13 protein-coding genes are annotated in these 16,372 nt (G+C 66.5%); 5 read left to right on the forward strand and 8 right to left on the reverse strand.

The window, feature by feature from the left end; translation table 11 throughout:
* Positions 1 to 15: 15 nt before the first annotated feature.
* From zwf to tkt, 3 genes are read right to left on the reverse strand one after another with little or no spacing between them, the layout of a single operon-like run.
* Positions 16 to 1,551 (reverse strand): glucose-6-phosphate dehydrogenase, encoded by a 1,536-nt coding sequence (gene zwf / locus ACVT6V_RS17925; RefSeq protein WP_489895091.1) that lies wholly within the window; start codon positions 1,549 to 1,551, stop codon positions 16 to 18.
* Positions 1,552 to 1,556: 5 nt separating this feature from the next.
* Complete coding sequence (gene tal, locus ACVT6V_RS17930) at positions 1,557 to 2,678, reverse strand: transaldolase (RefSeq protein WP_489895092.1); 1,122 nt, start codon at positions 2,676 to 2,678, stop codon at positions 1,557 to 1,559.
* A 27-nt stretch (positions 2,679 to 2,705) separates the two neighbouring features.
* Entirely contained in the window at positions 2,706 to 4,784 is a 2,079-nt protein-coding gene (gene tkt / locus ACVT6V_RS17935; RefSeq protein ID WP_489895093.1) for a transketolase, read from the reverse strand.
* Positions 4,785 to 5,179: 395 nt separating this feature from the next.
* Between tkt and ACVT6V_RS17940 the strand changes: the two genes are divergently transcribed.
* Positions 5,180 to 6,163, forward strand: coding sequence for a heme o synthase (locus tag ACVT6V_RS17940; protein WP_489900870.1), 984 nt, complete (start codon positions 5,180 to 5,182; stop codon positions 6,161 to 6,163).
* 321 nt (positions 6,164 to 6,484) lie between these two features.
* On the opposite strand, the gene ACVT6V_RS17945 is transcribed toward ACVT6V_RS17940, so the two are convergent.
* On the reverse strand, positions 6,485 to 7,453 hold the full coding sequence (locus ACVT6V_RS17945) for a quinone oxidoreductase family protein (RefSeq protein WP_489895094.1): 969 nt from the start codon (positions 7,451 to 7,453) through the stop codon (positions 6,485 to 6,487).
* A gap of 65 nt (positions 7,454 to 7,518) precedes the next feature.
* On the opposite strand from ACVT6V_RS17945, the gene ACVT6V_RS17950 reads away from it, so the two are divergent.
* On the forward strand, positions 7,519 to 7,896 hold the full coding sequence (locus ACVT6V_RS17950; RefSeq protein WP_489895095.1) for a hypothetical protein: 378 nt from the start codon (positions 7,519 to 7,521) through the stop codon (positions 7,894 to 7,896).
* Between the two features lie 21 nt (positions 7,897 to 7,917).
* Here the strand turns inward: ACVT6V_RS17950 and ACVT6V_RS17955 are convergent, their stop codons facing one another.
* The 4 genes from ACVT6V_RS17955 to mptB all read right to left on the reverse strand — a co-directional run bounded on the left by ACVT6V_RS17955 (position 7,918) and on the right by mptB (position 12,694).
* Positions 7,918 to 8,952, reverse strand: coding sequence for a COX15/CtaA family protein (locus ACVT6V_RS17955; RefSeq protein WP_489895096.1), 1,035 nt, complete (start codon positions 8,950 to 8,952; stop codon positions 7,918 to 7,920).
* Positions 8,949 to 9,743 (reverse strand): ABC transporter permease, encoded by a 795-nt coding sequence (locus ACVT6V_RS17960; protein ID WP_489895098.1) that lies wholly within the window; start codon positions 9,741 to 9,743, stop codon positions 8,949 to 8,951. The genes ACVT6V_RS17955 and ACVT6V_RS17960 overlap by 4 nt, the downstream gene beginning before the upstream one ends.
* On the reverse strand, positions 9,740 to 10,681 hold the full coding sequence (locus ACVT6V_RS17965; RefSeq protein ID WP_489895099.1) for an ABC transporter ATP-binding protein: 942 nt from the start codon (positions 10,679 to 10,681) through the stop codon (positions 9,740 to 9,742). Before ACVT6V_RS17965 ends, ACVT6V_RS17960 begins: the two co-directional genes overlap by 4 nt.
* A 168-nt stretch (positions 10,682 to 10,849) precedes the next feature.
* Entirely contained in the window at positions 10,850 to 12,694 is a 1,845-nt protein-coding gene (mptB, locus tag ACVT6V_RS17970; protein WP_489895100.1) for a polyprenol phosphomannose-dependent alpha 1,6 mannosyltransferase MptB, read from the reverse strand.
* A 153-nt stretch (positions 12,695 to 12,847) separates the two neighbouring features.
* Between mptB and ACVT6V_RS17975 the strand changes: the two genes are divergently transcribed.
* Genes ACVT6V_RS17975 through sufD form a run of 3 tightly spaced genes read left to right on the forward strand, consistent with a single transcriptional unit; the run spans position 12,848 to position 16,289 of the window.
* Positions 12,848 to 13,651 (forward strand): helix-turn-helix transcriptional regulator, encoded by an 804-nt coding sequence (locus ACVT6V_RS17975; RefSeq protein WP_489895101.1) that lies wholly within the window; start codon positions 12,848 to 12,850, stop codon positions 13,649 to 13,651.
* Positions 13,648 to 15,111, forward strand: coding sequence for a Fe-S cluster assembly protein SufB (gene sufB / locus ACVT6V_RS17980; protein WP_489895102.1), 1,464 nt, complete (start codon positions 13,648 to 13,650; stop codon positions 15,109 to 15,111). Before ACVT6V_RS17975 ends, sufB begins: the two co-directional genes overlap by 4 nt.
* Positions 15,111 to 16,289 (forward strand): Fe-S cluster assembly protein SufD, encoded by a 1,179-nt coding sequence (sufD, locus tag ACVT6V_RS17985; RefSeq protein ID WP_489895104.1) that lies wholly within the window; start codon positions 15,111 to 15,113, stop codon positions 16,287 to 16,289. Before sufB ends, sufD begins: the two co-directional genes overlap by 1 nt.
* The last annotated feature ends 83 nt before the right edge of the window (positions 16,290 to 16,372 follow it).

Here is a 16,372-nt window from a genome sequence, read left to right on the forward strand (position 1 = left end):
CACTGGCGATCAGCATCAGGGCCGCCGCCAGCTGCGTCCCGGACCCATCATGTCGTCCGCGGAGGCCGGTCCCCACGTCCCCGACTCGTAGGTGTCGGGCTTGCCGCTCTCGGCCCATGCCTGGATGACCGGATCGAGGATCTCCCAGGAGAGTTCGACCTCTTCGTTGACGGGGAACAGTGAGGGTTCACCCAGAAGGACGTCGAGGATCAACCGTTCATATGCTTCCGGCGACGCCTCGGTGAACGCGGTGCCGTAGCTGAAGTCCATGTTGACGTCGCGGACCTCCATACTCGACGCCGGCACCTTGGACCCGAATCGCAGTGTGATCCCCTCATCCGGTTGAACCCGGATGACCAACGCGTTCTGGCTGAGTTCCTCGGTCATCGTCTGGTCGAACGGCAGGTGCGGCGCACGTTTGAACACCAACGCGATCTCGGTGACACGACGGCCCAACCGCTTGCCGGTGCGCAGATAGAACGGAACTCCCGCCCATCGGCGCGAGTCGACCTCCAGCGCGATCGCCGCGAACGTCTCGGTGGTGGAGTCCTGGGCGAACCCTTCCTCCTCGAGCAGACCGGGCACCTTCTGGCTGCCCTGCCAGCCGGGACCGTACTGGCCACGGGCGGTGTTCTCCTCGAGCGGGAGGATGTTGCGGGTCGCTGCCAACACCTTGATCTTCTCGTCCTGCAACTGCTTGGGTTCGAACGAGATGGGCTCCTCCATCGCCACGAGTGCCATCAGCTGCAGCAGGTGGTTCTGGATGACGTCGCGGGCGGCGCCGATGCCGTCGTAGTACCCGGCCCGACCACCCAGGCCGATGTCCTCGGCCATGGTGATCTGGACGTGGTCCACGTAATGCGAACTCCACAGCGGGTCGAACAGCTGATTGGCGAACCGCAACGCCAGGATGTTCTGGACCGTCTCCTTACCCAGGTAGTGGTCGATCCGGAACACCGACGACTCGGGGAAGACGCTGTTGACGATCGAGTTCAGTTCCTGCGCCGACTCGAGGTCATGCCCGAACGGTTTCTCGATCACCACCCGGCGCCAGTTGTCGCCGTCCTCTCGTGCCAATCCGCTACGGTCCAGCTGCTCGCAGACCGTCGGGAAGGCCTTCGGTGGAATCGACAGGTAGAAGGCGTGATTCCCGTCTGTCCCGCGTTCCTTGTCCAGCCGGTGCAGGGTCTCCTTGAGCCGGTCGAACGCCGAGTCGTCATCGAAGGAGCCGGAGACGAACCGGAAGCCCTCGGCCAGCCGTTCCCACACCTCCTCGCGGAACCCGGTGCGGGCGTGATCGCGCACGGCATCGTGCACGACCTTGGCGAAGTCCTCATCGTCCCAATCGCGCCGGGCGAATCCGACCAGCGCGAACGACGGCGGCAACAGACCCCGGTTGGCCAGGTCGTAGACCGCGGGCATCAACTTCTTGCGCGCGAGGTCTCCGGTCACCCCGAAGATGATCAGACTGCACGGGCCCGCGATCCGTGGCAGTCGTTTGTCCCGGGGGTCGCGGAGCGGGTTGTTCCAGGTCGTACCGCTGCCGGGCAACGGGGTCAGCCCTTCGCGGCGGCCGAGAGTTGCTCGGCGGTGGCGTCGAGCAACTCGTTCCAGGCGACCTCGAACTTGCTGACACCCTCGTCCTCGAGCACGACGAACACGTCGGCCAGGTCGACGCCGACCGCCGCGATCTGGTCGAAGACCTCCTGGGACTCGTTCGCCAGTCCGATGATCGATCCCGTGTTGACCCAACCGTGATCGGCGAACGCGTCCATCGTCTTGCCCGGCATGGTGTTGACCGTGTTGGGCGCGACGAGCTCGCTGACGTAGAGGGTGTCGGGATAGTCGGGGTTCTTCACACCGGTCGACGCCCAGAGTGCGCGCTGCGGTCGGGCGCCCTTGGCGAGCAGGTCGGGGAAGCGAGATTCGACTTCGAAGATCTCCTGATAGGCCTGGTAGGCCAGTCGGGCGTTCGCCAGTGCCGCTTTGCCCTTGAGGTCCATGGCCGCCGGCGTGCCGATGGCGTCGAGCCGCTTGTCGATCTCGGTGTCGACCCGCGACACGAAGAACGACGCGACCGAGTGGATCTTCGACAGGTCGTGGCCGGCTTCCGCGGCGGCATCGAGACCGTCGAGGTAGGCGTCCATGACCTCTTTGTAGCGCTCGACCGAGAAGATCAGCGTCACGTTGACGCTGATGCCCTCGGCGAGGGTGCGGGTGATCGCAGGCAACCCGGCCTTGGTGGCCGGGATCTTGATCAGCAGATTCGGGCGGTCGACGATCTTCCACAGCTCAATGGCCTGGGCCACCGTGGCGTCGGTGTCGTGGGCCAGCCGCGGATCGACCTCGATCGACACACGGCCGTCGACGCCGTCGGACTCCTCATAGGCAGGTGCCATCACGTCGCAGGCGTTGCGGACATCGTCGGTGGTGACGGTCCGGATAGTGGCGTCGACGTCCGCACCTCGCGCAGCGAGTTCGTTGACCTGGGCGTCATAGCTCGTGCCCTTGGACAACGCGGCCTGGAAGATGGACGGATTCGTGGTCACGCCGACGACGGATTTGGTGGCGATCAGTTCGGCGAGGTCGCCGGAGCCGATCAGGTCACGGGACAGGTCGTCCAGCCATACCGAGACTCCGGCGGCGGACAGTTCGGCGAGCTTCTCGTTCTGGGTCACGATTCTCTCCTCTGACGTTGGTCCTGTTTAGTTGTTGATTGCGCGCTGCGCCGCGTTGACGACCGATTCGGCCGTCAGTCCGAACTCTTTGTAGAGGACCTTGTAGTCGGCGGAGGCGCCGAAGTGCTCCAGCGAGACGATCTCGCCCTTGTCGCCGACGATCCGGTACCACGGCATGGCGATCCCCGCCTCGACCGAGACACGCGGAACCGTCGGGGGCAGCACCGAGTCGCGGTATCCGTCGGGCTGCTCGTCGAACCACTCCACGCACGGCATCGAGACCACCCGGGCGGCGACGCCCTTCTCCTTCAGCGCCTTCTGTGCCTCGACGGCGAGCTGCAGTTCGGAACCGGTACCGATGAGGACCACCTGCGGATCTCCGTCGGAGTCGCTGAGCACATACCCGCCCTTGGCGACCCCATCGGCGCTGGTGCCCTCGAGAGTCGGCACGTTCTGCCGCGTGAGTGCGAGGCCGACCGGGCGGTTGCGCCGGGTCAACAGGTGCTGCCAGGCGTAAGCGGTCTCGTTTGCATCGCCTGGCCGCACGACGTCGAGATGCGGGATGGCCCGCAACGCGGCGAGGTGTTCGACCGGCTGATGGGTGGGACCGTCCTCGCCGAGTCCGATGGAGTCGTGGGTCCAGACATAGATCGGGTCGATCTCCATCAGCGCTGCCAGGCGCACTGCCGGCCGCATGTAGTCGGAGAACTGGAGGAACGTGCCCCCGTAGGCGCGGGTCGGTCCGTGCAGTGCGATGCCGGACAGGATCGATCCCATCGCGTGCTCGCGGATACCGAAATGCAGGGTGCGGCCGTACGGGTTCGCCGACCATTTCTTGGTGCTGATGGAGGTCGGCCCGAAGGATGCGGCGCCGTCCATCGTGGTGTTGTTGCTGCCGGCGAGGTCGGCCGAACCGCCCCAGAGTTCGGGCAGTACCTGCCCGAGCGCGGAGAGCACCTTGCCGGATGCGGCACGGGTGGCCACACCCTTCTCGTCCGGTGACCATGAGGGCAACACGTCGGTCCACCCGTCGGGCAGCTCGTGCGCCTGCAACCGATCGAACAGTGCCTTGGTCTCCGGATTCGCGGTCGCCCAGGAGTCGAAACCGGGTTGCCAATCCGCCTTGGCCGCCGCGCCACGCTCGGCCAGCTTGCGGGTATGCCCGATGACCTCTTCGGAGACCGCAAAGTTCTCGTCCGGGTCGAAGCCGAGGATCTTCTTGGTCGCGGCGACCTCGTCGGCACCGAGGGCGGAGCCGTGCGCCGCACCGGTGTTCATCTTCTCGGGCGCGGGATAGCCGATGATCGTCCGCAGACAGATGATCGACGGCTTGTCGGTCACGGCCTTGGCCGCCTCGATCGCCGCCTCGATGGCCACCACGTCCTCGCCGCCCTCGACGGTCTGGACGTGCCAGCCGTAGGCCTCGTACCGCTTGGCGACGTCCTCGGAGAGGGCGATGTCGGTGTCGTCCTCGATCGAGATCTGGTTCTGGTCGTAGAACACGATCAGATTGCCGAGCTGCTGGGTACCGGCCAGCGACGATGCTTCCGAGGTGACACCTTCTTCGATGTCGCCGTCAGAGGCGATCGTGTAGATGAAGTGATCGAAGGGGCTGGCGCCGGGCGCGGCATCGGGATCGAAGAGCCCGCGCTCGTAGCGTGCGGCCATCGCCATGCCGACCGAGGAGGCGAGTCCCTGACCGAGCGGGCCGGTGGTTATCTCCACGCCCTTGGTGTGGCGGAACTCGGGGTGTCCGGGGGTGAGTGAGCCCCACGTGCGCAACGCCTCGATGTCGCTGAGCTCGAGGCCGAATCCGCCGAGGTAGAGCTGGATGTAGAGCGTCAGGCTCGAGTGCCCGCACGACAGCACGAAGCGGTCGCGACCGACCCAGCCGGTGTCGGTCGGGTCGTGCCGCATCACGCGCTGGAAGAGCGTGTAGGCCAGGGGAGCGAGGCTCATGGCGGTGCCGGGGTGGCCGCTGCCACATTTCTGCACGGCGTCGGCGGCAAGCAGCCGGGCGGTGTCCACCGCGCGAGTGTCCACGTCCGACCAGTCGTCTGGGTATGCGGGCTGGGTCAACGCGCGAATGTCATCTGTGAGCGCCACGGTTGTGCTGTCTCCTGCCTATCGGTGCGAGGGTTATCGCAATCCTTGGTGTGTACAAGCCCACAGCGTGGTGGGCGGTGTGGTCCACGAGGCCGTCGGGGCGTGGTCGCGGCATCGCGCCGGAACGTTCCGACGTGGCCTGCCACGGGTTCGGCAACTTCGGTTCGGCAACTACGACGTCCAGAGTAATCTTTCGCGTCGCGCCGGTGCGCGGCGAGTGACCCATCGCGGTCGGGACGCGATTCTTCGATCACGGAACTCACGGTCTACCATGCTCTGTAGTAGCCCCCATTGTTGGTTTCTACGCTGTCGTGCTCGACGCTGTCGTCTTCGATCTGCCGTGTTCCGACGCTGCCGGGGGCAGACGAGGAGAGGCTGTGAGGATTGGGGACCATGTGAGCGGAGGGCTGTCCGCCGCATCCCGCGGTACCCACGGCACGTCGGATTCACCGTCGTCGCCGAGTCCATCCGAGTCCGTTCCGTCGCGGTTCAAGGCAACGGTGCTCGCCTACGTCGCGCTGACGAAACCCCGAGTGATCGAGCTGCTCCTGGTGGCCACGATCCCGGTGATGTTGCAGGCCGACCGTGGACACGTCGACATCGGGCTGATCGCTGCGACGCTGCTCGGCGGATGGCTGGGTGCGGGCAGCGCGAACACACTGAACATGGTCGCCGACGCCGACATCGACCAGAAGATGAAGCGGACCGCCCGGCGTCCACTCGCTCGCCACGCGGTGTCCACACGCAATGCGTTGATCTTCGGCATCGTCTTGTGGATCGGCTCGTTCGCAGTGCTGTGGTTGGCGGCCAATCTGCTCAGCGCCCTGCTCGTCACCGCGACGATCGCCTTCTATGTGGGCGTCTACACCATGATCCTCAAGCGCCGCACCTGGCAGAACGTGGTGTGGGGCGGAGCGGCCGGATGTATGCCGACGCTCGTCGGCTGGGCCGCCGTCACCGGGTCGATCAGTTGGCAGCCCATCGTGCTGTTCCTGGTGATCTTCTTCTGGACACCCCCGCACACCTGGGCGTTGGCCATGCGATACAAGGAGGACTACCGGGCCGCCGGCGTCCCCATGTTGCCCGTCATCGCCACCGAGGAACGCGTCACGCGGCAGATGCTCCTGTACACCTGGGCCACGGTGCTCAGCTCGCTGGTACTGATCGCCGGCACCAGCTGGATCTACGCTGCGGTCGCGATCCTGTCCGGCGGCTGGTTCGCGAGCCGTGTGCACAAGCTGTACAAGGAGACGCGTGCGGGTGCCGAGGTGACCCCGCTGAAGATCTTCCTCCAGTCCAACGAGTACCTGGCGATCCTGTTCTGCGGTCTCGCCATCGACGCGGTCATCAATCTGCCGCTGATCACCAGCTACTTCTGATTCCGGACGGCACGGAGTGCCCCTTCGTGACGCATCCTCGCAGGCTCGGAGGCTCCTCAGGGAGCGGGGTGGTGACCTCTCTCGCAGGCTGCTCGGGGTCGGGTGGTGACCTCTCTCGCAGGCTGCTCGGGGTCGGGTGGTGACGTTTCTCGCAGGCTGGTCTGGCGCGGGGTGGTGACGTCTCTCGCAGGCTCGGACGTCCTCCGCGGTGGCAGGACTCTGCGAGTGGGGACCGGAGTCCATATCCGGTCCCTGAGGAGGCCCGGAGCGCCAGCGGAGGGCCGTCACGAAGGGCCGATCCGCGCGCCTCGGGAGTGCGCGTCAGCCCGGGATCAGCACAGTCGCGCCGGTGGTTGCGCGGCTCTCGAGGTCGGTGTGTGCCTCGCGCGCGTCTTCCAGCCGGTAGTGCTGCCCGACCCGAACATCGATGTCGCCGTCGGCGATCGCGGACAGCAGCTCGTCGGCACGCCACCGCAATTCCTCCGGGTCGGCGACGAAGTGCCCGAGTGTCGGACGCGTTACCGTCAGCGAGCCGGCCGGATTGAGGCGTTGCAGGTCAAACGGCGGCACAGGACCCGACGAGGCGCCGAACAGGACGATGATGCCGCGCACGGCCGTCGAGGCCAGCGACTGTTCGAAGGTGTCCGCACCGACACCGTCGTACGCGACCGAGACGCCGCGGCCGTCGGTGAGTCCCCGCACTTCCTCGGCGAGTGCGTCACCGTAGCGCAGGACGTGGTCGGCACCTGCCGCTGCCGACAGCGCCGCCTTCTCATCGTTCGACACCGTGGTGATCACCCGAAGTCCCCGACGTTTGGCGAGCTGGGTCAGGATCAGCCCGACGCCGCCCGCACCGGCATGGATCAGCACCGTCTCACCGGCCTGCGGGTGCGCACTTCCGTCGAGCAGGTAGTGGGCGGTCAGGCCGCGCAACATCGCCGATCCGGCCACGTCGTCTGGAACGGCATCGGGGATCGGCACCGCGCGGCCGGCCGGTACCGCCACCAGTTCCGCATAGCTTCCGGGGGTGTCGACCCAGCACACCCGCTGGCCCACGGTCAGATCGTCGACGTCGGCGCCCACCGAGATCACCTCGCCGGCCCCCTCCGTGCCCGGGACATAGGGCGGGACCGACGGATACAGGCCGCGCCGCAGGTATGTGTCGATGAAGTTCACACCGATCGCCGACGTGCGCACCAAGACCTCACTCGGCGCCGGGATCGGGTCGTCGACGGTGCCGTGCTCGAGGACTTCCGGGCCACCGTGGCGGACCACCTGAATTGCGCGCATGGCACTGTTCTACCCCATGGGCGGGCGTGCACCACGACCCGACCGGGCCGGTATGCTCATGCACCATGAGCGAGCAGCCTGCATCCGAGACCGTCGACCAGACCCCTGCGCCTGTCGAGGTACCGAAAGACGTGGTGACCTCGATCAAAGGATTCATCGGCCGTGAGGGCGGATCGGCGAAGGCGGTGCTACAGCCGATCGGCGCGGCCGGGGTGCGCATCACCCTCGTCGGCGAGAGCGGTGGCATCCTCGGCGACCGTGTCGTCGACGATCTCGCTGTGGCCGAGGCCGTGGTCGATTCGATCGACGGTCTGGAGACGGCCGAATGGGATCGCGACCTGACCTCGACCGCGAACGTGTCCGGGTCGCATTACCGCAAGATGGCCGGCTGGGTCGCCAAGCAGACCCGGTTCCCCAAGGCGCGCAACCGCGCGATTCTCTGACGTCTGAGTCGTACTTCGCTCTCAGCGAGCGTTTCGCTCCGTACGCAGCGAACCCGCGGTTGCCGAGAACTCGAGGTCGTCGTCGGAGGACTCGTCGCCGCTGAACTGCAGGATCAGCCAGGTCGCGGTGATCAGCAGCAACGCGCTGACCGTCATGTGCGCGATCACGAGGGCGATCGGCAGGCCGGTGTTGTACTGGACGATGCCGATGACGCCCTGGATCGCGATCAGCCCGAGGAAGACATTGGCGGTCCGCCGCTCCGGAACTCGCATGACGTGCGTGACGATTGCGATCGCCACCGCCAGACCGACGAGTACGAACACGCCGTCAGCGTGTAGCTGGGTGGCGTTGTCGGGCGCCAATCCGTTGCGCGGCGCATCGGCGTCACCAGCGTGCGGGCCCGAACCGGTCACCACCGTGCCGAGGTAGATCACCGCCCAAGTCACCACGTACTGCAGCCAGGCCAGTCGGCGGCCCAGTGACGTCCACGGGCCCCTGGAGGTCGATGCCGTCGGGTTCGGACGCAGACGGTAGACCAGCACCGTTGCGCCGGACACGAGCGCCATCGACAGCAGGAAGTGCAGTGCGACGACCCATGGGTTGAGCTTGGTCAGCACGGTGATGCCACCGATGACTCCCTGGAACGGGATACCGAGGGCGAGGAGCGTGACCAGCCATCGGTCCCGCCGTGTGGCACGGGCGTAGCGGAATATCGCGGTGAACGCCGCAATCGCGATGATGACGAGGACCCAGGTCAACATACGGTTGCCGAATTCGATGACACCGTGGACTCCGAGCGCTTCATGCGGCACGAAGGAGTCGTCGGTGCATCGCGGCCAGGTCGGGCATCCGAGCCCGGAGCCGGTCAGCCGGACTGCGCCGCCGGTCGCGACGATGCCGACATTGGCTGCGAGCAGCGCGAGTGCCCAGTACCAGACAAAACGTGCGGTCGGCCTACCGAAACCGGGCATCCGGTCGAAGCGGCCGCCTGCGGGTCGTCGGATGTCGTTCCCGCCGTCGATCGGTGCCGCGGACGGCTTCTGAGACGTTGTCATTCGAACCTGAACCACCTCACCGCCAGCGCGGCGGCGACGACCGCCCATGCCAGCAAAACACCGATACCGAAGAAGTCGAACCCGCCGTCGGTCGCCTGGCTCAGCGCCTCGGTCAACGCCCCCGACGGCACACAGCGGGCAATCCAGCCGACTGCCGTCGGTACCCGATCGTCCATCACCACGAGGCTGCCGATGCCGACCATTGCGAACCACAGGAGGTTGGCCAGCGCGAGCACGACCTCGGCCTTCAACGTCCCGCCCAACAGCAGCCCCAGCGCGGAGAACGTGACCGTCCCGATCGCGATGATCACGGCACCGAGCACGATCCCCAGGGGAGACGCGCGCCAACCGAACGCGAGACCGATGGCCCCGATGATCAGCGCCTGCAGCGCGACGACGATGATCACGGCCATCGATTTGCCCGCGATGATGCCCCAGCGGGGAAGCGGCGTGGCGCCCAAGCGCTTCAATGCGCCATAGCGCCGGTCGAAGCCGACCGCGATCGCTTGTCCGGTGAACGCGGTGGACATCACCGCCACGGTCATGATCGCGGGTACGAAGGTGCCTGCGCGTTCCGCGGTCGACTCACCCAGCCCGGTGTCCACCGGCAGCAGACACAGTCCGATCAAGAGGGTGATCGGGATGAACATGGTCAGCAGCAACTGTTCGCCGTTGCGCAACAGCAGTGTGAGCTCCATCCGCGCCTGCGCGGTCAGGATCGCCGGCAGCGATGCGGCCTGAGGCCGGGGGGCGAAGGTGCCGGGAGCGAACCGGTTGGCGGGCGCGGTCATGAGCGCAACGCCCGTCCGGTCAGGTCGATGAAGACATCGGAGAGGCTCCGGGTCTCCACGCGGAGGTCGGTGGCGAGCACGTTGATCTTCGCGCACCACGCGGTGACCGTGGCCAACACCTGGGGCGTGACCGGGCCACGGACGAGATAGGAACCGGGGGACGTCTCGGTGCAGCGATAGTCCTCGGGCAACGCCAACAGGAGTAGCGACAGGTCCAATCCGCGGGGAGCCGAGAATCGCAATTCGTTCTCCGCGCCCCGACGCGTGAGGTCGGCGGGGGTGCCGGATGCCACGACCTGCCCGTGATCGATGATGACGACCTGGTCGGCGAGTTCTTCTGCCTCGTCCATCAGGTGAGTGGTCAGCAGCACGGACACGCCGTCGCTGCGCAGCCGATCGATCAGCTCCCACACGAGAATCCGCGCGTGCGCGTCGAGTCCGGCGGTCGGTTCGTCGAGAAACACGAGTTTTGGACGGCCGACGATCGCGCACGCCAGGGAAAGCCGTTGCTGTTGTCCACCGGACAGCCTCCGGAACGGGGTGCGCGCACATTCGGCCAATCCGAGGACGTCGAGCAGCCATACCGGGTCCACGGGATCGGCGGAGTAGGCGGCGCACAGGTGCAGCATCTCCTCGGTGCGGGCGCCCGGATAGGCGCCGCCGCCCTGCAGCATCACGCCGATCCGGCGACGCAGCCGATCGTTGTCGGCGATGGGGTCGAGGCCCAGGACGCGGACGTTGCCTGCATCGGGAGTGAGGAAACCTTCACAGACCTCGACGGTGGTGGTCTTGCCGGCTCCGTTGGGTCCGAGGAGGGCCAGGATCGACCCGGTGGCCAGTTCCAGGTCCAACCCGTCGACCGCGGTGTGTTCTCCGTAGCGCTTGACCAGACCCGCGACAGACAGTGCGGGCGAGGCGCCGCCATCCGTGTTCAGCATGCGGCGATCGCCTGGTCGGGGCGAGTGCGGCGACGGCGATTCTCGCGCATGATCATCTCGTCGATCATCGCCATGGCGCTCTCGGGTCGTCGTGCCGTGCACACTGGCCAGACTATGCTTTCGTCCTCGTCGGCCAAAAATGGCGGCATCGCGACGTACCGACGCAGCTCACCCCGACCGCGAATCTTTTGCCGGCGTCGCGGTCTCACGCCGCCTCCGCCACCATCGGTGGACCGGCAGGTCCTCGAAGAACAACGCCGTCATCACCGCGACCATGATCACGCCGGCCAGAAGTCCTTGCGCGAGAACCACTCCGCTGGTGTTCGAACTCGTCGGCATCACCACGATCGCGATGATCGCCGACACCGCGATGGTGGTCAGCCGGAACCAGGGGCGGGTCGCCCAGGCAGCGAGCGGGATCACTGCCCACAGCAGATACCACGCCTGGACGAACGGGAAGAACACCACGACTGTGGCCATTGACACACCCAGCGCGCCGAGCGGATGTAGTCGTCCGCCGAGCGACGCCAGCATCCAGCGGATGATGAACACGGCCGCGATCAACTCGCCGAGCGGTCGTCCCACCTCGAGGATCGCCTGGGTCTGGTCGCCGAGACCCAACGCGACCCCGATGCGCCCGGTGGTGACCGACAGCAGCGTTGGCATCGACATCCAGGACCGCACCACGTCGCCGGTCGAGAGCGTGCTGGTCCAGCCGAACCCGAGTCCGGTGCCGAAGCAGATCCCGACCATGACGATGATCAGGATGCTCGCGAGCGCGGCCCCGGAGGCCGCCAGCGCGGCGATCGACCGTCGGGACCGCTCCCACCACTGGTTGAACGGGGCGTGGCGCAGCGCCGGCAGCGTGGCGCCCCATCGTTGCGCGAGTGCGATGCCGACGAAGCCGAGCGCGAGCATCGACGTGATCTTGACCATCGCCGACGCCGACAGCACCGCCGTACCGGCGATCAGGGTCCAGCCGGCCGGGGACGGCCAGATCGAGTCGGGTCTGCGAAGCCGATCGCTGCCGTAGATCGCCCGGAAACAGAGCTCGAGACCGACGAGCATCAAGCCGAGCATGAGGGCCTCGTTGTGGATGCCGCCGACGAGATGCAGGATCACCAGCGGGTTCATCGCCCCGAGCCAGAGCGCGGCGACCGAGGAGACCCCGCAGCGCCGGGCCAACCGGGGCAGGGCCCAGACGATCAGTGCGATCCCGGCCAGCGCCACCAGGCGGTGCAGAAAAATGGCCGCGGTGATGTTGTCGCCGGTGACGGCGGTGATCCCCTTGCCTATCCAGAGGAACAGTGGGCCGTAGGGCGCAGGCGTGTCCCGCCACAGGTTCGGCACCGATCGGGTCAACACATGGTCGACGCCGAGGCCACGAACCGGACTGACCACGTACGGGTCCATGCCGCGGTAGGCGATCGCACTCTGGGCCAGATAGGAATAGATGTCCTTGGACAGCAGGGGCGGCGCCACGATGATCGGGGCGATCCACAGCATGAGGGTGCGGTCGGCCTGCTTGCGGGTCATCCGCCGGTCCGGGCTGCGGCCGTGCCGGACCTCGACGCTGAATCGGCCCACCGCGAATCGGCCGATCAACAGCCAGGCGACGACCAGCATGATGGTGCCGCCGATCGACAGGGTGAGGGCCGTACTCCACATACGTGACGGCAGCGAAAGCACCCGCATGCCGGCGACCGGGTTCTGCAGGACGGGAATCGCGCCGGTACCGAGCGAGCCGATCAGCAGCAGCACCGAGCCCGTCGCACCGAACAGCTTGATGCGCAGCAGGCGCCGATTCTCGGCGTCGTTGAGTGGCCCGACCTCATGCTCGTCGTCGTGCAGGCGGGCGACGGTCTTGCCGTAGTCGCCCCGACGGTCGGTGACATCGCGATCTCTCGTGTCCCGTGCGGGACCGGATCGGCTCAGGCCCAGGTAGTCCACCGTTGCTCGCAGACGATGGCGCAGCGAGCGGGCCCGACCACCCGTCACTGTGGTTACTGGCACGTCGACGACTCTAATGGGGTGGTCGCGCTTCTCCGAAAAATGTCGGACGCCGCGCGGGGACTTCACGCCGGAGCAGAGCGATCAGGGAGCCGGTTAGGGGAACCTTGGTGGACAGTCGGGAAGTAATTACGACACACTTGTGTTGTGAAAACCATGAGGAGCGATACAGCGCTGCCCGCGGGCGCGCCCATCGGCCCCTCCGAGGGGGCCAATTCTGCCGGTCATCATGACGGGCAGACGCGCGCCGCCGTGGTGTCACTACTGGTCGAAGACGGACCCTTGACCGCGACGGAGATCGCAGATCGTCTGGGCATCAGTGCCGCCGGTGTGCGTCGTCATCTCGATGCTCTCACCGAGGTCGGCGATGTGGAGACCTCGTCGTCGGGCTTCGGGCGACGCGGTCGCGGTCGCCCGGCGAAATGGTTCCAGCTCACCGCCACGGGTCGGGGCAAGCTGCGGCATGCCTACGACGATCTCGCCGGTGCCGCGATGCGGAAACTGCGCGATGTCGGCGGCGAGGTCGCGGTCGAGGCGTTCGCGCGCGATCGCGTCGAGGAGATCGTGGCCGATGTGGTGCCTGCCCAGCGATCGGGTTCGGTGACCGACACTGTGCACGACATCGCCGACGCATTGACCAGCGCAGGGTTCTCGGCGAACACCCGTGAGGTGGGCACCGGGATGCAGATCTGCCAGCATCACTGCCCGGTGGCCCACGTCGCCGCCGAGTTCCCGGAACTGTGTGAGGCCGAGACCGCCGTGTTCACCGAACTGCTCGGTACGCACGTGCAGCGATTGGCGACCATCGCCAACGGCGACTGCGTCTGCACCACCCATGTCCCGTTGCATCCACCGCCACAAGGCGCGTCGGGTGGCTCCGGTATCTCCATGACGATTTCCAGCGATGCCCAGCCCGCATCTGCTCATTCGAAGAAGACGAGTCGAAAGGCCTCGCGATGACAGTCACAGATCCAACCGCGACCGACACCGGTACGCCGACCAAGCCCTCGCCGCTGACGCAGGAGGAGACGATCGCGTCGATCGGAAAGTACGGCTACGGCTGGGCTGACTCCGACGTCGCGGGCGCCAGCGCGCAACGCGGTCTGTCCGAGGCGGTCGTCACCGACATCTCGGGCAAGAAGAGCGAGCCCGAGTGGATGCTCGAGCAGCGGCTCAAGGCGCTGCACATCTTCGACCGCAAGCCGATGCCGCACTGGGGTGCCGAACTCGACGGCATCGACTTCGACAACATCAAGTACTTCGTGCGGTCCACCGAGAAGCAGGCTGCCACCTGGGACGACCTGCCCGAGGACATCAAGAACACCTACGACAAGCTCGGCATCCCCGAGGCGGAGAAGCAGCGGCTGGTGTCCGGCGTGGCCGCCCAGTACGAGTCCGAGGTCGTCTACCACCAGATTCGTGAGGATCTGGAGGAGCAGGGCGTCATCTTCCTCGATACCGACACGGCTCTCAAGGAGCACCCGGAGATCTTCCAGGAGTACTTCGGGACCGTCATCCCAGCCGGAGACAACAAGTTCTCGGCGCTGAACACCGCGGTCTGGTCGGGCGGTTCGTTCATCTACGTGCCCCCGGGTGTCCACGTCGACATCCCGTTGCAGGCCTACTTCCGGATCAACACCGAGAACATGGGCCAGTTCGAGCGGACCCTGATCATCGTCGACGAGGGCGCCTACGTGCACTACGTCGAGGGCTGCACCGCGCCGATCTACAAGACCGACTCGCTGCACTCGGCGGTCGTCGAGATCATCGTCAAGAAGGGCGGTCGGTGCCGCTACACGACCATCCAGAACTGGTCGAACAACGTCTACAACCTGGTCACCAAGCGTGCCAAGGCCGAGGCCGGCGCCACCATGGAGTGGATCGACGGCAACATCGGCTCCAAGGTGACGATGAAGTACCCGGCCGTGTGGCTGACCGGCGAGCACGCCAAGGGTGAGGTTCTCTCGGTCGCGTTCGCCGGTGAGGGTCAGCACCAGGACACCGGATCGAAGATGGTGCACCTGGCGCCGAATACGTCGAGCAACATCGTCTCCAAGTCGGTGGCGCGTGGCGGCGGCCGCGCCTCCTACCGCGGCCTGATCAAGATCAACAAGGGTGCGCACGGAAGCCGGTCAACGGTGAAATGTGATGCGCTGCTGGTGGACACGATCTCGCGCAGCGACACCTATCCCTACGTCGACATCCGTGAGGACGACGTGACCATGGGCCACGAGGCCACCGTCTCCAAGGTGAGCGACGATCAGTTGTTCTACCTGATGAGTCGCGGCCTGACCGAGGACGAGGCCATGGCGATGGTCGTCCGCGGATTCGTCGAGCCGATCGCCAAGGAACTCCCGATGGAGTACGCGCTCGAGCTCAATCGCCTCATCGAACTGCAGATGGAAGGAGCCGTCGGCTGATGGCAGACCCCACAATTCCCGTCAGCCCGGCGGTCACACCTGTCAACAAGGGGGAGATGTTCACGTCCTTCGACGTGAATGCGTTCGAGGTGCCCAGCCCTCGTGAAGAGGTGTGGCGCTTCACCCCGTTCCGCCGACTGCGCGGGCTGCACGACGGCTCCGCCCAGCGAAGCGCTGATCCGTCGATCGAGGTCTCCGGCGTCGCCGATGGCGTCACCGCCGAGACCGTCGGTCGTGACGATCCGCGATTGGGAGAGGGCGGCGCACCGTTCGATCGGATCGCGGCACAGGCCTTCTCCTCGTTCGGCGACGCCACGGTCATCACCGTCGGCCGTGAGGTCGAGCTGTCCGAGCCGGTTGTCATCAAGCTCACCGGCCCCGGTGAGGGTGAGGTCGGCTTCGGGCACATCCAGGTCCGTCTCGAGCGGTTCGCCCGCGCCGTGGTCGTCCTCGACCAGGTCGGCAGCGGCACGTACGCCGAGAACGTCGAGTTCGTGGTCGGCGACAGCGCCGGACTGACGGTTGTGAACGTGCACGATTGGGCCGACGACGCCGTTCACGTCGCCGCCCACCATGTTCGGGTCGGTCGCGACGCCGTGGTTCGCCACTTCGCGATCAGCCTCGGCGGCAACCTGGTCCGGCTCTCGCCCGTCGTGCACTACGACGCACCGGGTGGGGACGTGGAGCTGTGGGGCCTGTACTTCGCCGATGCCGGTCAGCACCTCGAACAGCGCCTGCTCGTGGACCACAGCCAGCCCAACTGCCGCTCGAACGTGGTGTACAAGGGTGCGCTGCAAGGCGACCCGACAGGGGACCGGGCGCGTGAAGCCCACACCGTCTGGATCGGCGACGTTCTGATCCGTCCGGCGGCCGAGGGCACCGACACCTTCGAGCTCAACCGCAACCTGTTGCTGACCGACAATGCCCGGGCCGACTCGGTGCCGAACCTCGAGATCGAGACCGGCGAGATCGTCGGTGCCGGTCACGCCAGCGCGACCGGCCGTTTCGACGACGAGCACCTGTTCTACCTGCAGGCTCGCGGCATCCCCGAAGATCAGGCCCGACGCCTGGTGATCCGCGGATTCTTCCGCGAGGTCATCGCCAAGATCTCGGTGCCGGACCTGCGGGAACGCCTCGAAGCCGCGATCGAGCACGAACTTGAACTAGCCGGCGCCTGACATTTTCCCGGTGGTACCGATGCAACACGGCCGACGCCCCCCGCTGATCGAGTAGGACGCCACACCCGCTGATCGAGTAGGAC

This window comes from Gordonia sp. LMA167, assembly GCF_058130025.1.